Here is a 19,879-nt window from a genome sequence, read left to right as displayed (position 1 = left end):
GTGGGCGGTGTTACGGCGTCGGATAGGCCGGGTTGGGTGGAATCGTTGTGGAATGTGGCCCTTTAATTTTAGGGTTGTCAATCTCCACTCTGAATCCGGGAATCTCCCTCCCTTGTGCATCATACGCCGAGTATCTCGACCATGTCGGCCGCCCCGTGGCGTCACGCGCCATGATCGTCGCCTGCGCCCTCACTCCGGGATGCTTCTTCGCATAAGCGACGAGAGCGTTCTCCCATATCTTCTTAGGCGACAGGTTGGAGTTCTCCTGCTGCGCATAGAGATTTTCCTGGACATTAACATCTTTGTAGTCCTTGAATCCCGCCTCGGGCAGCATATGGCCGCGGTTGTCAATGCCATCGATAAATCCGATCTGCTTTACAGAACCCACGCCACGCTTCTTGTACGGGTTCGGCGGATCGAGCTTTCCTACAGCGGCTCTGGGATCACCGTTCTTATCGAGATAGTACGTGACATCACCGTTGACGAAGATTTTATGCTCACCGGCTTTAAGCAACGTGCCGTCCGGAAGTAGGGTGTCGACGTTAACAATAGTGCCTCTAGTTTTGGGGCGTACGGTGGTTATAACTGGAGGCCTGGTTGCACCGCCGCCACCACCACGACTTGCCTGCGCGAAATTCCGCCCAATATTGATTGCCCTGCCCTGCAGGTCAGCGAGTATTTCTGCGAGGCCTTTGGCCGCCGTGCCCATGTCGGCGAATATCTTGCCCAACGCAGAAGCCTCACGGCCGAGCAAATTCGGCACAGCGTGGCCAGCAACCGCCAAATCAACACCCAGGTGCCCGGCGCCGAACGTTGTTTGGATTTTTTCCGTGATTTTCGTATCGACTCGCGCCCACCAATTGCCCATCTGCTGAGGCAGCCGGTCCCATGCATTGATACTTTTCGTCGCCGCATTCGATAACCAGCTCGGCATACGAGCAGGAGCTGCGGGCAGCTTGCCAGGTATGGGAAAATCGACAGAGCCATGGCCGATATTGCCCGGAATGTCCGGGCCGCGCAGGGCCGCGGCAGCCGTTTTGCCGACCTGTCCGGACGCGTCGACTACGCCGAGTGGGACCCGTTTTGGTACACCGGGCATTTTCACCGGCACAACGAAGCTGCCGACGCCGAAGGTGGCAGTGCCGAGGGTTCCCCACGGGTCGTACGGGAATTCCTTCCAGTCGGTGCCTATGATTAGCTTGGACTCTTCGTTGAGGACATTCAAAAAGCTGGGTCCGATGTTGCCGAGCGTGTCTCCCAGACCCTGACGGCCTGCGCCGTACATGGCGAATTCCTTTGTCGATACGGTCACATATGCGCGCACCGCATCCTCAAAGCTGTTGACGGACTGTTCGAAACTGTCAAGTGTTTCTTGTTTCGAGGGCAGGAGATTGGATTGCCGACCCAGGACTATTCCGCCCGCGTTGATGACGTCGTTGACCCCACTAATGCCGCCGAGCCCGACGATCGCGCCCCCCGCGGCCTTGACGATCGCCAATGCGAACGGAGCGCCGCCCTCCTTGAGTTTCGACGGGTTCCACGGCTGCCTGATCTCTTTTCCGTCTTTATCGAATGTCTTTACGTCACCGTTGTCATAGATCATCTTGAAACGGCCATCGTTCAGATATTCGATTGTTCCGCGACGCTTCTCGTCGAGCTCAGTGAACCGGTAGTCGAATTTACCGTCCCCGCGAAGTGCTCCCTGGATTATCAGATCGCCTTCACGGAGCCAGGAAGACAGCAATTCACCATTGGGGCCGACAACAGCTTCTTTTACAAGATGACCGGATGCGTCCTTCGTCTCACTCTTGGTGTTTTCCCCCTCCTTATAGACGAAGCTCCACTCCCCGGTCGCGGGATCGAATCGCCGCCGAGCGCCATTTCCGTTGTCATCGACAAAAACATCCCAACGGCGATTCTGTTCATCCATTCGCCAGCCATGGCCAGTGCTGTCGACGTGACCGGCCAGTTCGCTGCCAAAGGTGCCGTCGGCGTTCCGCTTGGTTCTGGTATAGGTCTCATTTCCGTGCAGATCTCGATAGGTGTTGTCGTACAACCCGTCCTTGTTGCGGACACCTATATCCACGCCGATCGGATTGCCTTCGGTGTCGCGCGCCGTCGTGCCTGTTGCCGACCAATCCGGTGAAGCGGCAAATCCACTATCGGGCGCGCCTGACGTAGACGATCCAGGACGGAAACTCTGGCCCTCCCCCCACTCGCCAAGACCGCCACTGTTGTAGTAAGAGGCGTTGCCGGTGGAGTCGTTGTTCCAGCGCTGATACCCGCCCTCGTTGTTCGCCACCACGCGGCTCCAGGTCGTGGTTCCATCCGCGTTGTAGATGACCTGATCGACGGTCGCGGTGCCGTTGCCGTACGGGATCGTGTTTGTCCGGCGGATCCCGCCCGGCAACACTTCTTCCCACGTGTCGCCTTCTTTGTGTCCTGTCGTGTCCGGCAATCCGAAGATGTGCTCGTCAGCGGGTCTGACGGGTGGCTGCGGCGCTTCGGCGGCCGGCTGCGGAGCCGGCGCGTTGTCAGCAGGCGGGGCTGACGCGTTCGGCGGGTTCGGCACATTGGGCGGTGCCTGGCCTCCATTGCCCGCAGGGCCGGGTACTGCTGGATTCGGGTTGACACCCGGCTGCTGGTTTTGGCCGGGTTGCGGATTCGGCTGGGCTGGTGGCGGATTCGGTTGAGCTGGTTGTGTTGGCCCAGTGCGCTGCCCCGGATTCGGGACATGTCCCGGCTGCGGTATCGGATACCCGTCAGGGCCGAGTATCGAGCCCGAGTCGGGGTCCGCGACGAGTGCCGTCGATGGCAGCACCACGTCGGGCACCGGCCGCTCGTCATTCGGAACACCACCGGTGTCGGCCACCGCGGAGACATGGGAAGTCTTCTCAGCCGACGTCAATCCGGCCGCTGACTCCGTCAGCTCCTGCCGGACAAAGGAACGAGCCACCATCCGGGCTGACGAGGCCGGGGTCATCCCATGGAAGTTGTATACGCGGCCACCACCAGCACGGGATGAGGCCGAATCATCAACCGCGGCACCACCTGTCGACAACGAGGCCAGGTGTGCGGCACGCGCCGACGCCCATGGCGCCACTTCGGTTTGCGTCGGCCACGCCGAACTACTCGCCATAACAGACCTCGATTGCAATCAGAATTCGAGAAGCAGAAGGTGCCGCGGGTTCGACACGGGAACATGGCGGCAAGACGACAAAGCGGCCCGGAATTCTCCGGGCCGCTTGTTATTTCAGGTTCGGGTCGCTGGTCAGAGCACTGTGTCCTCGAGGACGGCATAGCTCCACATGCCCTGGCGGTACACGATCTCCAGCTTCAGCTTGCCTGGCTGGACATTCGGGTTCTGGTCGCCCCAATGCAGCTTCATACGATGGATTTCGGTGAGCTTGGTCCGGTCGTAGACGACATAGAGCTCGACCTGATCGCCGGTTTCGACCTGGCGCATCTTGTCGACGCGGACGAATCCAGGAACATAGAACTGCATGCCCATGCCGCCCGGAGTGCCGTACATGACCATCGTCTTCAGCGCGTTTGGTGATCCGGGTGCCAGCGCCTCAGCGACGGAAGAGAAGTAGTAGGAGAAGATCCAACTGCCATCCGAGTAGGGGGCTTTGCTAGTGAAGTAGAACTTGCCCAACGGCTTCGCACCGCTCTGGGGCTGCATCGGTGCGCGGCCGTTGTTGGTAATCAACACGTTATGCACTTCGTGCAGCTTGGTGTCGTCGTAGATGACGTAGATGTCGACCTGGCCGTCATCACCGACCTGGCGCATTTCATCGATACGAACAAAGCCTGGGATAGCGAGTTCAGTTACCCACGCGTGGCCGCGCAGAGTCACAGATTGTTCCATGGGAGCTCTTTTCGAATGGGCCCGTATTTTTATGGGCCGCTTGATATTTCGTCGATTGGGTCAGAGATCGGTGTCCAACCAGACTGCGGTGAACGTTCCATCGCGGCCGGTCTGCCTCTTGAACGCGGCGATATATGGATTCCGTTCGTCAGAGCTCTTCCTGGAGGGAAGGCGGGATCCGGTATCGAGCGGACGGGGGCTCCTGTCCTGGGACGTGCAACCGCAGGAAGCTGCGGAGTTCGTCGATGTGGTGCTGGAGGGCACGGATCAGGCGGATCGCATCGCGGAACCGCTTCTTGTCATCTGCCGCTTGGGTTTCCAGCACTTCGACGCGGGTGCGAAGCTTGCTGACCTCACGCGCCTGCCAGGCGGTGATCGCACCGATCACGGTGGCGACGGCCATGCCGCAGGCCTGTACGAGTTCGGGATTCATCCACTGCTGACTCATTCATAGCCTGCCTTCCGGCAGCTCGACAGGCGTGACCGCCGGTCGGATCACGATCCCCGCGATCACGGGCGTGAGCAGGCCGTAGACCGTGAGCACCGCCTCGATCCACGAGGTGTCGATCTGGTGGCCGACGATAAACGCGATGACACCGGTGACGGCGACGAGCACCGACCGGATCAGTGCGGGCTCGGGAATCCTCTTGATGGACATCAGATCTTCCTCTCGGTCGCCGCCAGCAGACGGTCCAGCTTGAGTTCGAGCGCCTTCAGGCGCTGTTCGTTGCGGTAGTCGGCGGCATCGGAATTGAGCACGTAGCCGGCGACGGTGTCGCGGTATTCGGAGTCGGCGACCCTGGACTGGAAGCCGTAGGTCAACTCGAAGTGCACCCTGCGCAACTTGTCCAGCAGCTCACGCTGCTCCATATCTGAAAGTGCCATCAGTGCACTGCCTTTCAATCGATCCGCGATATCAGAGCGGAAGCGGTCCATGTCCATGGCGCCGGGATCCCACTTGCCTTGTTTGGGCCCGGCCCATTCCTTGTGGCCGATCACCCGATCGGCGCCGTGGCCGAGTTTGCGCAGGATCGCCGCACAAATCCCCACGTAGGCGTCGTACTGTGCGTCCGACCAACCCTCGGTGCCGTTGTTGACGGCTTCGATGCCGATCGTGTGGTAATTCGCGTTGTCCTCGGGCAGACCGGGCCAGGAGCCGGCGCCCGCGTGCCAGGCGACGCCAACGGCGACGACGGTGACGGTCCCGTCCTTCGCCAAATGCAACTGCGAGAGCGGACCATCCAAAGTCGGTAGCCCATAAGCTATTTCGGTAGGCGGCGTCGCGGACCCACCGGTGTGGTGGGCGACGATGCCCCAGATCTCCCCGAAATCGCCGTGACCACGCTCGCGCCAGCCGGGGAACTCGACGACCCGCAAACCTTCCGCGCGGAGCACATCCGCGAGCCACACCGGATCACCGGTCCACGACATGGTTGTCCTGCCTTTCGCTGAAAAGTCAGCACTGATACGAGCTTTCGAGGGGTGTGCGACTCGCGTCAGGGGGTGACGTCGAAATAGACATATGTGGTCGCGCCGCCGATCACATTGGGGCCGTTGAAGCTGCCTCCGTTGCCGACGTGCACCGAGATCTTGTCCCCCGCGGCGAGTGTGACGACTTTGGCGTCGAGTTCGACTGAATTGTCGAACGACCCGATGGTGCCTGTTTGGACCGTCGCATTATTGACCATCAACATGACCGACAGTGACTGGCCCGCACTCATATTCCCCGACAACTCGACGCCGCAACGCACGGTGGCCGTGCCCGGCCCGCTGGCAACGAGTTCGTGATTCTCGATCACCGTTCCGGAATACCCGGGCCGCGCCGCCCAATTGACCAATTTGATGTCCGGATTCGGCGGAACTGCTTGCACACCGTTCTTGTTCATACCCATGGAGACGGCCGCTGCGGGTGCTGATGCGCCGACAATGACGAAGGCCATGGTTCCTCTATTCATCCCAGCTCACGCCAGGTTGTAGTAGTTGTACGTATTAGCCTCTGCCGCAGCGTGTTCGGGCAAATCAGGTGATCTGCACGAAGGTTCCTGTATTGGCTGACACGGTGCCCGCCTCTCCACCCGAGACAGGCACGGAGAGCGCTTCCACTGTCACGACATCACCCACAGCGATATCGACAGTCGCACTGACCGACAACGTGCCCGCTGGGCCGTCCATCGGAGGTTGCGAGGTCGCCACAATCGTCGAATTGACGCGCAGTCGCGCCTGGAGCTTCGTGGCGGCACCACGGCCCTTAGTGGCGCCGGTATAGGCAATAGCGGCGGTCACCGTGGCGGATTTCTGTTCGCTGAGCGCCTTGAGGCCCTCTTTCTTCGTTCCGACGACGACAGAGCCGGGGTATCCCTCTGTGTCGGCAACCCAACCAGTGATTTGGCCCCATTCGTCGTCTTCCGGCATCGGCTGGGTACCACTTTTCGTCATGCGGGCCGGCAATGAGCCAGAGATCCCAGCAACAATGACGAACGACATCAGATCCTTCCGAAAAGATGAGCGAGTTGTCGACGGCCCGCACTACGGCTGGCTGAGGTCGAAGGAGAGGTAGGTGTTCGCTCCTCCTGCGACCGTGGTGGCCCAGTTGAGGAACGTTGAGCCAGTCATTCGCAACCACACCCGGTCGCCCCGCGCCAGGGTCAATGTCTTGGCCGGAATGACCACCGACGTGGCAGTAGTGGCGAACGTCTGAACCGGAGTCTCGTTCTGCATCACGTCGAAGCTCCGCTTCTCATTGACGCCGAGATTGCCGGACACCTCCAGCCGGCAATTGACAGTCACCGTGCCTGGGCCGCTGGAAACGAGTTCGTCGTTCGCGCTGATGACGGTCTGCCCGTAGCCGCTGCGAACGACCCAGCCTGTCAGCTTGACGTTCGAGCTGTCGCCGGGGACTGACTGCGAGCCGTTCTTGTTCATGCCCATCGGCACTGCGGATTCGGCTACACCTGCCGCAATGAGGAACGTCATCACTACACCACGGGTGAAGAGGTGCCGTCTGCGGCCTTCTCGGACGCGGCGGGCCCAGTGCCGTCTGCACCGGAGCCGGCAGGCGTCTCCGAGGGTATCGGCGCTGGGCTTGAACCGCCCCCGCCGGAACCGGCAGGCGATTCTGGCGGCTTCGGCGCTGTACCCGAGCCATCCGAAACGGGTAACTCATTCACATCCAGCGGCCCGTTGTACATCGGCAAGCCCATACGTATCGATGCCATCAGACGGTCACTCCCTTGAGGCTGGCCTGCAGTCCCTTACCTGCGCCGGTGTCCAGCGTGGTGATGAATACGGTGAGCCGCTCGCCGGGGTTGACGGTCAGCGTGAGCGGAATCGTCGTATCCCCAATCTGATTCGCCGGGGTGATGGTCGCTGACGAGCCGGGAACCGCGGTGCCGTTCACCCGCAGTTCGACGACAAGGTTTCCAGTGCCCGCGGTTTCCCCTCGATAGGTCACCGAACTCACCGCAACCTTGCGTTCGATCCGCAGACCCTCCGGCATCACATTGCCCACACCGGCGACACGAGTTCCGCTGTGCGACTTGAACGCGATGTCGTAGACCTGACCGGCCAGCGTGGGGGTCCTGGCATCGGACAACCGCGTATCCGTGCTGACGATCGTGTCGATCGCCGTCCGCGCGGCCGCCGGGTTGGGCGCGGTGAGCAAGGTACGGCCCAGTGCGGTCGAATCGGTGATCTGATTCGCCGGGTGGTTGTGCGAGGTCGGCGTGCGCGGGTTCGTCAACCGCGGATCGTCGCCTGCGACAGCAGTTGTCGCGGTATCGCCGATGATCGGCGCGAACGCCGCGGGCTTGCCGGTGATACCCGCCCAGTCGGTGGTACCCGCCTGACCACGGATGACGACACCCTGGCCGTTCGGCAACCAGCCGCCCGTCGCCGCGTGATACACGTAGAGCAGCCCGTCCGCCTTCACCACATACTGGGCACCTTCGGCGGGGGCAGCAGGCAGCTGAGCATAGGTACCCACCTGTCCATCGATCTTGATGCCTTCACCACGCGGTCCCATGACGATGGCGTTGCCAGCAGAGGCGGGCACCGGCGAGACCAAGGTCAGATCGACCAGGCCGGTCGAGCCTGCATCCGGGTTCTGCGGGTCGGCACCCGGAACATACTCGGGCACAGTGAAACTGAAGGGCGCCATCGGAACCTGTTCGCCCTCGTAGGACAGGTCGAACGAGACTCGCCAGGTCCATTCGGAGGGCTTCGTGGCAGCGTTGGGTGCGACGAGCCGCACGCCTCGGCGACCACGCCAGGTGATGAAACCCCACTCGTCCAGCTGGCATTCGTAGTGGCTCGGCAGCTGGACATAGGTCGCTGGGCCCAACTGTGCGCCTGGGACAAGCACTTTCGGTGCGTCGGCAGTGAAGGTCAACGTACCGGTCAACGCCGGAAACTCGGGGGTGTCACCACCGTCGGCGTCGTCGATGATGTTTGCGAGGAAGCGCCCGACGACTTTGCCGTACTTCAACGGGGGCAGATCGGCCATGGATCAATGCCTTTCGGACAGCAGGCAGCCGGAGACGGCATACCGTTTTGCGGAAATGAGAGCGGCCGTGGTTCAGCCGTACAAGAGGTGCGGTCGGCGACTACACAGGTAGCGCGCGAACATGAAGATGCGAATAACTGGACTGAATGTTGTAGCCCCCGCTGCCCGCTACCCGATGTGCGACGACGTACAGGGTGACCGTCTGGTTCGCGGGTACCACGCCGAAGGTCGCTCCGGGTTTCATCGGATACTGAAAGCCGGGCGAGACCAGCACGTACGGAAAACGCGCGACCCAATGACTCCAGCCGAGCGCGACAAGGTCGCCTTTGGGGCTGCCGATACGGACCTCGATATTGCAGCGCGTCGGCTGTTCCGTCTGCACCATCACGCCACCCTCCACGATCGGGCGCCATGCGTTGGGCTGCGCCGGAATCGTAATGGTGGCAAAGGCTCTCGTTTCGTCCGTGATGTTCTGCGCGGCGATGAACTGCTTCTCACCGATCACCCATGGCCCGATCGGCCTCGGGGTGGGGATAGGACGGAATTTTTGCGCGGCAGCGTCCCACGCGAGTACATGGTCCTGACCGAGCGGGCGTTCTTCGTTGATCAGCACATCGGACGCATCCTGGATCCGACCCGCCACACCAGGATCGCCGACGTCGCCGGTCGCACCACGCGGGAAGGTGATCTCCAACTGCTGGGCAGGCGCGCTCCCGGTAACCCGGGCCGCCGCGGCCGAACCGGTGGCTCCTACGACAGCGGTTCCGGTCAGCAGATTCGGCGCACCCCGACGACCGACCATGCGAAAGGCCTTGTCGAAGAGGATGAATCCCATCCCGGTCCAGTAGTAGATGCAGTTGTCCGCGACGACGCGCCACGCTTTGCGCGCGTCCGCCGTGCTGAGCTGCAGGCGGCTCAGGGCGGCCACATCGGCGATGTCGCCCTGCCACGACCACGGCCACGCCGCGTCGCCTTCCGGCCCGGCCGCACCCTGGCTGCCTTCGCGAAGCTCGATGAGAGCTTCCCGATCGACCAGGTCGAAGGGATTCACCGTGTAGGGCAGCCCGATCGAGTCGGCGACCCCGCGCATGGTGATCATGATGTCGTCCTCGTAGACGACGGTCGATTCGCTGCTCACAGCGTTGTCGCTGGTCACGGTGCCCCCACAGGTCGGGCCATGCACACGATCTGTGCGTCGGCCATCTGGTAGTCGTAGTTGGGGTTGGAGTTGTCGATGCTGTTTCGCCGCAACAGCACATGCAGCGTCACCGGCTGTCCCGCGGGGACGACACCGACAGTGCTGTCCGGGGTCATTCCGCGCACACCGTAGAAGGGCTGGAATCGGGCGCGGGTGCTGGCGCCGGTCACGAAACCGCAACCGAGCGCGACGATCTGGCCGGTCACCGAGCCGATGCGTACTTCGGCATCGATACGGGTGTTGAGCTGATCCCAATTCTCGTTGGCGCGGACGACGACGCCACCGGTGATCATCGGACGCCAGTCGACGTCCTGTGCCGGGATGTTCAGCTGCGCAATGTTTTTCGTAGGAGCCGTGATCCCGATTTGCGATGCGACGAAGCCAGGACCATCATCCCAGGAACGGCCCTCGAGGATGGTCCACGGTCCGCGTAGGCCGGGATACGGCCGAGGCTTCCACTTCCCAGCCGTCGGGTCCCAGGTCGGCACGGCTCGATCTACGTGCGGACCGTCCGCATAGTCCGACGCGTTGCGGATCGGCCCTGGGCCGCCGACTGCACCCTTCTTTCCTTTCATGCCTCGCGGAATCGTGAGATTCAGCGTCAGATCAGGCGCGGTGCCGGTCACCGTGACCACAAGGTCGGACCCGACAGGCCCGGTGTCGACCGTACCGATGGTGACCGTGCACGGTTGCCCGTCGGGGCCTGCGGCGCCGAATGCGTCAGCGAACTCGTCGAATCCGGTGCCGTTCCAGTACACCAATGCGCCGGTGGACACGATCCGCCATGCTTTGCCCGCATGCGCCATCCCCAGCTTCGGGCTGATCGCCGACAGCGCAGCTTGGTCGGTGACGTCACCTTCCCAGCGGAACGGCCGGGCGGGCTCGCCTTGCGAGCCCTGCTTTCCGGGCGTGCCGGTCATCAATTCCAGGGAACCATCGCGCGGGGTACCGTGCATGGACTGCACGACACCGGGTGTACCGACGCCCTCATCGATGCCCCGGATCTGCGTGGATGCGAAATATTCTCTTACAGTAGACATTTCACCTCACTCGATTGGTTCTGCGAAGACGACGATGGACGCGCCACCGGGATGGAACCCGATCTTGACGCCGGCGGAGCCGACCTTTTCGACTCCGACCACCAGATTCGCGGGTTGCCCCGCGGCGACGGTGGCGAAATCGGAGGTCGGCGACAGTACTTTCGAGGTGGCGCCGTCGCGGTAGCACGGGGTCAGTGGCATGTACAGCCAGCCGCCTGATGCGGCGATAGAAGTGGACACGATCTCGCCCTGCGAATGATGCAGGCGCACAGTCCCTTCCGCAGCCGTGTCGGCGCCGCCATCCGCGCGAGTGAACATGTGCCCGTACACGACGGGGCGCCAGCGGAAGGGCAGCGGCGGAATGGTGAAGGTGGCGGCGTCGATTCGGCCGACGTTCTCGTTCCGTTCGGCGATGAAGTCCTCCTGAAACCACGACCAGGGGCCGAGGCCGAGGGGCGGGGCCACCGGGCGAAACTTCCGGCTGGACCGGTCGTAGGCGAACACACCACCGGTACCGGGGGTGCGCGCCTTGTCGTAGTCCCCGGACTCGGTGATCTGCCCGGAGGCGCCAGGAGGCCCCTTCGGACCGCGCAGGCCGGCAGGCACGGTCACCTTCACCTTCTGCTCGGCGCCCGTTCCGGCAAACTCGACCGCAGGCACGATCAGGTCCTCGCGGTGCTTTGTCTCGGTGACGGTGATGGTGGTCGGGGTGGCGACCGGCCCACGAGGTCCGACCGCATCCGGTGAATGCCGCCACTCGGTGCCGGTCCACACGTCCATGCCGTTGTCGTCGAGCCGATGCCACCAGCTACCGCGATCCTCCGGACCGAGCCCGGTCGGCCGCGCCGCCGCGTTGGCGATCTCGCCCCGCTTCCGGAACGTGGTGCGGGGCCGACCCCGCTGGCCGGTCTCACCGAGCGGGCCCGGCGGGAGCTCCAACCCCGCGACTTCCGCAGAGACAGTCGTCTGCGCGGTCAGTACCGGCAATCCGTCGACATCGGGTGCCCGCCTGACGGTGATGTGGGCGGGAAAGGTTATGTCCGCCATGGTTTCTCCTCTTCGAAAAGGCTCAGAAGATGAGCAGGTCGAGATCGGCGCCGACGTCGGTAGCCAGATCCTTGATCGCGGCGGCGACGCGGCCGAGCCGCTGCCATGCCTTGACGATCGAGTCCTCTTCATCGGATCCGTCGCCGACCACGATGTGCCATTTCGCGGCGGTCTCGCGATCGTCGGTGAAGGTCAGCTCGGTCACGTAGTCGGTGAAGATCTGGCCGTCCAATGCGAAGCCGATCTGATCGCCGAGCCCGTAGTCCTTGCCGAGGATGTAGGGGGCGTTGTCCTCGACGGTCACCCGCTTGCTGGTGTAGCCGCGGGTCAGGTGCATGCCCTGGCGGGCCGCGACCAAGCCGTCGAGGTTGAATGCCTTGTCGCTGCCCGAGATATACAGCTCGCGGAAGGCATACGGGCCTGCGCGATCCACTCGTTCCATGTTGCGGTAGACGTTCCACGCGAGGAATACGTCGTTGAGCTGGCCGCGGTACAGCCAGCCGAGACCGATGAGCGACAGCAAACCCTTGATCACGAGTTCGATGCCCGCGTTGACCCAACCGGGTGATCGGCCGCCGATGATGATGTCGGTGGCGGTTGGCTTGTGCAGCGCGATCTCGGACTTCCCGATACCGGAGTATTCGCCTTCGAAGTACCACACCCACGGAAAGTTCCGGAAGGTGCCCTGGCTGAGCCGTTCCCCGTACACCGCTTCGTATTCGGTGGTCGAGTCGAGATTCGGATACCGGTGCGGCGTGGTGCCGTCGCCCGAGAATTCTTCGATCCAGGAACGGATTCCGTCGAGCAGCGTGCCGGTGGCGCCGGTGACACCGGACTTGTCCACCGTCTCGAGGACGACGGTCGGCCGGTCCAGGTGGAACCACTCCGGCGCAGGCTGTTCGTCCTCATCGGGCAGGAAGAATCTGGCGGTCAGCATGACGCCGGAGTCTTCGAGCATGGGCGCGAACAGCTTGTCGGCCATGTCGAAGCGCGCCGATGCCGCACTCCATTTGCTGGTGTCGTGCAACGGATCCACCGGGACGACGGCAATCGGGAAGAGCAGGTTGCCGGTATCGCCCCAGCGGGGATCCCCGGCGTTGTCGGGCGGCACCCACCCTGGCGCCTGCAGGCGCATCAGGTTCGCCGTCAGGTAGTTGGTGATGATGGTGCGCACCGGCCCGAACTGGATCATGTGCCGCGGGAACTGCGCGAGGATCGGCGCGAAAGGACTTGCCCAGCAGCAGATCGTCGAGATGTGGTTCCAGCAGTGGATTGCTTCGATATCGACGGTTTCGACGCCGTGCTCGTCCCGGACGATCGAGGCCTTGGTGATGTAGCCGTCCCAGCGGAACCCCTTGGTGTTCACGGTGATCGGGATGGTGGCGTCTTCGTGGTCCGCGTTGTTGAAGAGGTGGTCGAAATGGACCATGTCACGCGGGCAGATCATCTTGAGCCCGCCCGGCGAGTTGCGCGGGTAGGTGAATTCCAGCGAGAGGTAACTGTGCTCCTCGCCGACCTCCTGCATCCACTTGTCCCAATAGCGCACCAGGACATCGGGATCGCGTAGCTGCTCCTGTTCGTCCTTGTACGCCTTGTCCATTCGCAGAGCTTCTGTCTGCGGGTCCCATGCCGGCGTCGTCATCAGAACGGCCTCGACGATCGCGGTGTCACCGAAACGACCAGGCTGGACTGCACAGTGCCGCCGTCGACCTCAACGATGATGTCGGTGGTGCTCCATGGCGGCAGCGCGGCCATCCAGCGGCGACCGGCCAACTGACCCCAGACGTTCTCGATGACCTTCGAGTTACCCGAGTACAAGCGCGCGGTGCGGTGCCGCGGATGCGTATCGATCCGCAAGGTCTGGCCCGCCGTGATCCTCGGTGTCTGCACCATCCGAGGTTGTGCACCGCCGGTCGGATCCAGAATTGCCCAACGCCCTGGACCATTCATCGTGTATCGCGGCCAGGCAGGCTGATCGGCCGCGTTGCGTGCCCGCACCATGCCCTGCCCCAACGCCAAACTGTTTGTCCATACTGCGGTTTCGTCGAAGTGCCGCTCCAACGGGTCCATCGCCGTCGCCGACATCTTGTACAGCGCAACCGCATTGCGTGCCGGATCGATCTCGCCGACCGCCTCCGGTGCGCTGTCGAGCTGCACTTGCTGGAACCGCCAGCCCTGGTGCCGGGTGAAATACCCGATGGTGGACGGCTTGTCGGTGGACCAGCCACGGAACCAAGCGTCGTGCACCGCGTAGAAGTCGCGGATCGGGTTGGCGCCAGTGCTTTTCGCGGCCGGGGAGATCACGGCGATGAAATCCCATTCCTTCTTCGCACGCACCGACCGCTGGAAGGTCGCGCCGTCCTGGCGGGCGCCCTCGTTGATGAGCAACTGCACCGGGGCGAACATGTAACCGGTCTGATTCGACAGCCGGACACCTTCGCGACCGGCGTTCGCGCCGGACAGATGCCACACCCGGCCGTTGATGTCCCACAGGACGACCTTCGTGTACTGGCTTTCCAATAGCTGGTGGGTCATCGGCCGAGCCCTCCTCCGCGTTGTTGCGCCACCGTGCGACGCCGGCGAACCCGTTCCACCGCGATAGCGGCGCTCTTGGGGTCCATGCCGTTGAAGTTGTAGATGTCTCCCCGGGCGGTGCGACCGCCCGGACCTTTGGCGAGGTTGGTCAGGCCGAAACCGGTGCCGATCTCCTCTTTCGCGGCATTGGCCGCGAATTCGATCGGCTTGGTGACGACCTCCGCGGCGGTGCCTGCGATCATCGAACCGAGCATCCCGCCGATGACGGGCGCCAGTGGGCCGAGGACGGGGGCGAGCAAGGTTCCAGCGGCGGTGCCGGCCAGGTTGCCGACCGTCGATGCGGCGCCCTTGATCGCGCCGGTGATGCCGCCGACCAGGCCGTGCTGCTGCAGGCCGCTGATGCCACCTTGCAGAGCAGCGAGTCCGACCTGATCGCCAGGGGTCAGCTGCGGCGTCTCACCCTGCTTGCCTGTCGGGTTCCAGTCGATGCCGGTGTACTGCTTGACAACTGAGGCGATGCTCGACGACCACTTGCCCTCAGGATCGACGCTCTTGTAGAAGTCGCCGAGGGCGTCGCCTTGCCCGGCGCCGAATTGGGCTCCGGCTTCGATGATCTGGTTGCCGTTCTCACCGAGCAGCGGGGCGATCATCGAGGCCGCGTCACCGCCGAGCTTGCCGCCCGCGACGTTGAGGAAGTCTTTGAAACTGTCCTTCGTCGGGTCGTAGATCCGGTCGCTCAGCGCGAGCGATTGCGCGCCGACCAACGGCGTACCATCGACCGGCGAATCACCCTGCGGCACAGACTCTCCCAAGTCCGCGCCGGGAGTTGCGGCTCCACCGGCCTGAGCCGGTAGTCCGTTGGTGTTCGGGCGGTTGCGGACGAGATACGAGCTTGCCGGGGATTGCCCGGCCGTCGAGGAGCCGCCGCCGTAGGTGAAGCTCGACCCGCCGCCGGAATACGAGGCTCCCGTATCGGTGGTCTCAGTGTTCGATTCCGGCTGTCCCGGCACGAACGAATTCCCGCCCTCGGTGTCGACTCCTCCGTCACCGAGGCTGGTCGGTCCGCTCGGAGCGAGACCGGATCCGCCGGATTGGCCGCTCAACGTCATCGACGCCGACAGGCTGCCGCCGAACTTCGAGCCGATCAAACTTCCTAGCTGAGCACCGATCTCGGGCGCCAAGGCACCCGCAGGTCCCAGCGCCGGTATGAGTGCCGTGCCCAAGGCGGCACCGACCCGACCGCCCGCTTCGGTGGCCGCACCGACGATGCCCTGTGCCAGCGCAGCGGACAACGAGCCCATCTGACTGAGGCCCTCGGGTCGCAGTGCCTCTTGGCGGGCCGGATTGCCGGTCGGCATGGTGCCGATCGGCGCCTTGTACGCGCGGCCGAAGCCGAGCGCCTCCGGATTGCCTTCGGTCCGCACCCGCATCGCGGCGGCCATCGGATCGAGTCCGGCGCCCTCAGCCGGATCCGAGCGAGTCGCCGACTCCTGTGTCGAGCCACCAGCTGAAGTACCGAACGCCGAGCTCAACATGCCGCCCGGCCCGAAGGCAGGCGCGATCAGCGAACCCAGCGCGGCACCGGCGGCGCCACCCGCGTTGATCGCGGCATTTCCGATGCCGCCCAAGGCATCTGCCACCAAGCCGAACAAACCGAAGTCCTGCGGCCGGAAGGCCGCGTCAGCTCCGGCCGGAGCGATCGGGTTGCGAAGCAGGTCACGCCAGGACGCCGCGGAATCCCCGCCGACCAGACCGCCATCCGCGAAGCCGGGCAGCATGCCGCCCAGGTAGGACGGCGACGGCACCCAACCGCCGTTGATTGCGGCCAACAGCGGCAACGCATTCGACGTCGCCGCGGCGTTGACCACGAACTCGCCAGGAGACAACCGAGCGAGCACCCGGTCGTCCCGCGACCCGCCAGGCCCGTACACCATGCCGCCGCTGGCGAAGCGCTGCGGCGTCCGGCCGTCGATACCCGAGTCGGGAACGTCGACTACGTCGTCGCCGGAGTCGTTGTCGCCCTTACCAGGTGCCAGACCGGACAGGGTTGCCTTCGAACTGACCCGGACGACTCGGGTCCGAGTCTTGGCCCCCTTCGCGTCCGGGTCGTAGCGGTTGAGCGCGCCTGCCGAAATCCAGTTGGCGAAGAACCTGGGTACCGCGCCGAGGATTTCGTGGAAAGCCTTTGCCAGCGAACCGATCTGGACGGAATCGCCGGTGATTCCGTTCGCCGAGGAATCGCCGGCCACCAGAATCGGATCGTCACCGGGAAGGGTGATGATCGATGTCCCGGTGACCTTCCCGCCCTCCCAGACCGCCCCACTCGGCAGCGTGACTCGTTGTCCTGGAGCGGGCTGGCCGCTGTTGGCCATGGCAAGAATGTCCGGCATCGCCATGACCGGCGGGCGTGTCTGCTCGGACCGAGAAGTATTGGTATCAGCCGCCGAAGGGCGGCTCGAGTCCGGCGGAGTCCGCACATCGGAGCTCATTTGTTTCTCCACATTCGCATCTACTTTCTCGGCCGCTTGCGCAGATCAACACCCGCGAATCGCTACTCGTCCCAGTTGAGGAACTCGTTCATCTCGCCGATCCCGGTGGCCGTGCCGACGCGCTCGCGATCGGACTTCACTCCTGGCCGCGGCACGAGTTCAGGACGGTTGCGCCCATTCCTGGCGTCGTCGGTCTTCGCCCACACCAGCCAGCGCAGTGAATCGGTGATATCGGCGAGGAGGAATTGGTCGAGTTGCCAGCGATGGCTTTCGGGGTTCATCGCGCGAAACAGCGCGGATTCGGTGGGCAGCCATCTGATGATCGCCTTCAGCTCACGCCAGCCGAGCACCTCGGTGCCGAGCTGATGCAAGCGCAAGCCAAGCGTAATCAGGTCGTATTCGATTGCCTCGCAATGCTCTTCGAGAAGAGCATCGAGGCTTAGGATTCCCCCAGGTTGACTCCGGAGTGGGTGCGCCATGCGTCGAGCAGCTCGTGGTAGGCGTCCGGATCCATATCGTCCAGCACCGCGAGCGACTCCGCGGACAGAGTCAGCTCGAGCAGTGTGTACATTGCGTCGACATCGCCGAGGCGACGAATACGGCGGATCAGGCCCGGCTTGAGGTACGACAGCGATGGCAGATGCAGTTCGACGCCGTCCACCTTGTAGACGAAGTCGTCCTTCACCTGGACCGGACGGTTCAAGGTGATCGGAGCTTTCGGGGAAGTCATTGGTTCGCAGACCCTTTCATGACGTTTATGTGCGCAGGAATTGAGAAGTATTGAGAGACAAGGGCCCAACGGCGGCGGGCGGGCCTGCGCATAGGTGTGTTACCCGCCGCCGTTGGGGGCTTTTATCAGGCGGCCTTGATGCCGTCGTCGAGGTAGCGGTAGGCCTTGTTGTTGCTACCGTCCTTGAACGCTTCGATGGTGATGCTGAAGCCCGCCAGTTCCTTGGACACGAACTTGCGCTCCTGGACCTGCGAGATCGAGGCGTTCGGCAGCACGATGCGCATCTTCTTCTTCTCGCTCAGCATGTCGAACACGAACATGCGACGCTCCAGCACCGAACCGGTTTCCTTGACCGTGTACAGCTTGCCGCTGGTGGCGCTGGCCGGAGTGACCGTGACGTTGGTCTTGCCGAACACCTCGTTGAGGACGTCCTCGTCCCACACCGCGTACAGGGTGAGGCCGAAGCGGACCGAGTGTTCGGTCTGCAGGTTGGCGATGATGTCGGCGTTCCAGTCCTTGATCTGCTCGATCTTGCGCTCACCCTTGGACTCGATGCCGTCCTCGGAGACGTAGCCGAGCGGCTTGAACTTGGTGATGTCGAGGGCTTCCGACGCGGAGGCGGGCAGCGTGGTGCCGATGTTGGCGACCAGCACACCGCCGGTGACGGACACCGGAGTACCAGCGCCGATGAAATTGCTGTTAGGCACAGCCATGGTGAATCTCCCTTGGGATTGTTGCGCAGGCCCATGGGATTTCGGTATTCAGTTGTGGCTCCCATGAGGGGGAGTCAGGCGAGGGCTATTCCCCGCACGTTTGATGTCGCACAACGCCCTGCCGAAGTTCAGGCAAGGGTGTGCGAAGTGACGCATGATGCAGGTCAGTAGACTTGGGTCGCGGGGCGATCGTCGGAGACCGCAAAACCGCCCCAATCAACAACCTCGTAACCCTCGAGGTAGCCGGCGAGCGCCGATGCGAGTAGCTGCTTCACGGTCTGCTCGCCCCAGGAATCCCTACGAATCTCTTTAAGACCTCCCCTTTGGTCGTCACTTGGACCGTAATAGAGGCTGACATAGAGGTTAGGATGGTAGAACCTCAAGTCCGCTCGCTTCAATTCCGTTCCACCTTCCTGTATTATCGGGTGGATATCGAAAATGTAAGCGCGGGGGCCGGAGTCACCGGGTACGCGAACCAACCGCGCATACCGGAATGGCTCTGCAATCCACTTCACCAGAAGGGTTTCATCCTTCTTCAGACTGATTTCACGCTGTGTCACTGCTATATCTCCTTGTCAAGGAATTCAGTTGCGTTGCGTTGTCTGGTGATTCAGGCAGTCGCACCGCGCACGATCAGGTCGACGACAATCACCTGACGTGGGGCAGCGGTCGCGGGGTCGGTATCGTTCTCGACGCCGACATCTTCGATGAATTCGCACCACACAGGACCGAGGTAGCCGGGCGCGGCAGCCGAAAGGATGGAGCGGACGCGACCGGCCAAACCCCCTGCGGCACCGGAGTCGTCGGTGCATTCGAGGACCACGCGGGGACGATCCAGGATCAAGTTCGGCCCGCGGCGCCCCTCCCGGTCCTCGATGTCCTGCCGCAGCAGTCGGTCATTGCGCTTCACCCGCACCATGCGTACCGGCCGCGGGTCCGGAATCCGGGTGACAACCTTTGCGGTGTCGGACGCGGCGAGGAGTTGCGCGGTCAGGTAATCGACCAGAGTCTTCTCGATGTCGGGGAACACGATTCGTTCAGTCATCGCGCTACCACCCTTTCGTGGCTATGGCTCTTGCCGGGCTTGCTCGATCCGCTGTCGCAGTTGATCGACGACTCCCGCATAGGCTTCGGTCTTGGTCGCGGCCTCGAAGGACAGGCCGCGGGGATGGACGGCGTACCAGTGGCCGTCATCGGTCTGGTTGGTCTGGATGTCGTCGAGGTCGTAGAACGACTCGGGATCCGGGGCCGGCCACGCGCCGTTCTCGTCCTTGGTGACATGGAGTCCGGTGTCGAAGGCACCCGGCGGGCCACCCGGTGTGGCCACCCAGCGGATCTCCTCCAGCTCGGGATGCACACGCACACCGCGCTTTACGAGGTATTCGGCGACGCGCGTCGCCTGCTTCATCCCGGTCACGGTCGGCTCTGCCGTCTTGGGCGACTGCGTGCTCCGCCATTCCGGCAGGTGGATCACCGACAGCTCCTCGGCCAACGCTTGCACCTGCGGATCCAGCGCCGCGGTTTCCGCGGACTCGGCGAGCTTGCCGCTGAGCGCCTGCTGGATGAACGCGAGGAACTCCGGCGTGACCAGTTGACCGGTGTCGGTCTTCACGTACTCCGGTGGTGGCTGGTGGTTGGCGAACTGAATGGATTCGACAATTTCCTTGTCAGACAATGTTTTTCGTCACCTGATCTGAACTCGGTTGGTGCACTGCATGGTTCGAGAGAGGTCTTTCGAATGCCTGCGCAGAGACC

At 63.2% G+C, this 19,879-nt stretch carries 21 protein-coding genes; all 21 read right to left on the bottom strand.

What is annotated here, in order from left to right:
- Positions 1-10 precede the first annotated feature (10 nt).
- The 21 genes from NA11_RS44835 to NA11_RS17660 all read right to left on the bottom strand — a co-directional run bounded on the left by NA11_RS44835 (position 11) and on the right by NA11_RS17660 (position 19,799).
- A complete protein-coding gene (locus NA11_RS44835) occupies positions 11-2,959 on the bottom strand; it encodes an NHL repeat-containing protein (protein WP_141717671.1) in 2,949 nt (982 codons plus the stop codon).
- A gap of 312 nt (positions 2,960-3,271) precedes the next feature.
- Positions 3,272-3,871: a hypothetical protein gene (locus NA11_RS17755; RefSeq protein ID WP_141717670.1), complete on the bottom strand. Its 600-nt coding sequence runs from the start codon at positions 3,869-3,871 to the stop codon at positions 3,272-3,274.
- A 148-nt stretch (positions 3,872-4,019) separates the two neighbouring features.
- The gene (locus NA11_RS17750; protein WP_141717669.1) at positions 4,020-4,304 is read right to left on the bottom strand and encodes a hypothetical protein; all 285 of its coding nucleotides are present in this window, start codon (positions 4,302-4,304) and stop codon (positions 4,020-4,022) included.
- A gap of 15 nt (positions 4,305-4,319) precedes the next feature.
- Positions 4,320-4,529 (bottom strand): hypothetical protein, encoded by a 210-nt coding sequence (locus tag NA11_RS17745; RefSeq protein WP_069163028.1) that lies wholly within the window; start codon positions 4,527-4,529, stop codon positions 4,320-4,322.
- Positions 4,529-5,302 carry an N-acetylmuramoyl-L-alanine amidase gene (locus NA11_RS17740; protein WP_069163027.1) on the bottom strand — a complete coding sequence of 258 codons (774 nt, stop codon included), beginning with the start codon at positions 5,300-5,302 and terminating at the stop codon, positions 4,529-4,531. The genes NA11_RS17745 and NA11_RS17740 overlap by 1 nt, the downstream gene beginning before the upstream one ends.
- A 65-nt stretch (positions 5,303-5,367) precedes the next feature.
- Positions 5,368-5,811, bottom strand: coding sequence for a hypothetical protein (locus tag NA11_RS17735; RefSeq protein WP_141717668.1), 444 nt, complete (start codon positions 5,809-5,811; stop codon positions 5,368-5,370).
- A gap of 79 nt (positions 5,812-5,890) precedes the next feature.
- On the bottom strand, positions 5,891-6,355 hold the full coding sequence (locus NA11_RS17730; RefSeq protein ID WP_141717667.1) for a hypothetical protein: 465 nt from the start codon (positions 6,353-6,355) through the stop codon (positions 5,891-5,893).
- 42 nt (positions 6,356-6,397) lie between these two features.
- Positions 6,398-6,844 (bottom strand): hypothetical protein, encoded by a 447-nt coding sequence (locus NA11_RS17725; protein ID WP_141717666.1) that lies wholly within the window; start codon positions 6,842-6,844, stop codon positions 6,398-6,400.
- Between the two features lie 241 nt (positions 6,845-7,085).
- On the bottom strand, positions 7,086-8,372 hold the full coding sequence (locus NA11_RS17720; RefSeq protein WP_069163023.1) for a hypothetical protein: 1,287 nt from the start codon (positions 8,370-8,372) through the stop codon (positions 7,086-7,088).
- Between the two features lie 100 nt (positions 8,373-8,472).
- Complete coding sequence (locus tag NA11_RS17715; RefSeq protein ID WP_141717665.1) at positions 8,473-9,510, bottom strand: hypothetical protein; 1,038 nt, start codon at positions 9,508-9,510, stop codon at positions 8,473-8,475.
- A gap of 14 nt (positions 9,511-9,524) precedes the next feature.
- A complete protein-coding gene (locus tag NA11_RS17710) occupies positions 9,525-10,490 on the bottom strand; it encodes a hypothetical protein (RefSeq protein ID WP_141717664.1) in 966 nt (321 codons plus the stop codon).
- Between the two features lie 126 nt (positions 10,491-10,616).
- Positions 10,617-11,657: a hypothetical protein gene (locus NA11_RS17705; protein WP_069163020.1), complete on the bottom strand. Its 1,041-nt coding sequence runs from the start codon at positions 11,655-11,657 to the stop codon at positions 10,617-10,619.
- Positions 11,658-11,679: 22 nt separating this feature from the next.
- The gene (locus NA11_RS17700; RefSeq protein ID WP_069163019.1) at positions 11,680-13,299 is read right to left on the bottom strand and encodes a Gp37-like protein; all 1,620 of its coding nucleotides are present in this window, start codon (positions 13,297-13,299) and stop codon (positions 11,680-11,682) included.
- Positions 13,299-14,192 (bottom strand): phage tail protein, encoded by an 894-nt coding sequence (locus NA11_RS17695; protein WP_069163018.1) that lies wholly within the window; start codon positions 14,190-14,192, stop codon positions 13,299-13,301. Before NA11_RS17695 ends, NA11_RS17700 begins: the two co-directional genes overlap by 1 nt.
- Positions 14,189-16,582: a hypothetical protein gene (locus NA11_RS17690; protein WP_141717663.1), complete on the bottom strand. Its 2,394-nt coding sequence runs from the start codon at positions 16,580-16,582 to the stop codon at positions 14,189-14,191. The genes NA11_RS17695 and NA11_RS17690 overlap by 4 nt, the downstream gene beginning before the upstream one ends.
- 161 nt (positions 16,583-16,743) lie before the next feature.
- Positions 16,744-17,058 (bottom strand): DUF5361 domain-containing protein, encoded by a 315-nt coding sequence (locus NA11_RS17685; RefSeq protein ID WP_069163016.1) that lies wholly within the window; start codon positions 17,056-17,058, stop codon positions 16,744-16,746.
- Between the two features lie 62 nt (positions 17,059-17,120).
- Positions 17,121-17,411 carry a hypothetical protein gene (locus NA11_RS17680; protein ID WP_069163015.1) on the bottom strand — a complete coding sequence of 97 codons (291 nt, stop codon included), beginning with the start codon at positions 17,409-17,411 and terminating at the stop codon, positions 17,121-17,123.
- A 125-nt stretch (positions 17,412-17,536) separates the two neighbouring features.
- A complete protein-coding gene (locus NA11_RS17675; protein WP_141717662.1) occupies positions 17,537-18,124 on the bottom strand; it encodes a phage tail tube protein in 588 nt (195 codons plus the stop codon).
- Positions 18,125-18,288: 164 nt separating this feature from the next.
- A complete protein-coding gene (locus NA11_RS17670; RefSeq protein WP_069163013.1) occupies positions 18,289-18,684 on the bottom strand; it encodes a hypothetical protein in 396 nt (131 codons plus the stop codon).
- Positions 18,685-18,734: 50 nt separating this feature from the next.
- The gene (locus tag NA11_RS17665; protein ID WP_069163012.1) at positions 18,735-19,169 is read right to left on the bottom strand and encodes a hypothetical protein; all 435 of its coding nucleotides are present in this window, start codon (positions 19,167-19,169) and stop codon (positions 18,735-18,737) included.
- 21 nt (positions 19,170-19,190) lie between these two features.
- Complete coding sequence (locus NA11_RS17660; RefSeq protein WP_069163011.1) at positions 19,191-19,799, bottom strand: hypothetical protein; 609 nt, start codon at positions 19,797-19,799, stop codon at positions 19,191-19,193.
- Positions 19,800-19,879: the final 80 nt, after the last annotated feature.

Source organism: Nocardia altamirensis NBRC 108246 (genome assembly GCF_001612685.1).
Taxonomy (GTDB): Bacteria; Actinomycetota; Actinomycetes; order Mycobacteriales; family Mycobacteriaceae; genus Nocardia; species Nocardia altamirensis.
The sequence above is the reverse complement of the archived record's forward strand: the minus strand, read 5'-3'. Positions and strand labels throughout refer to the sequence as shown.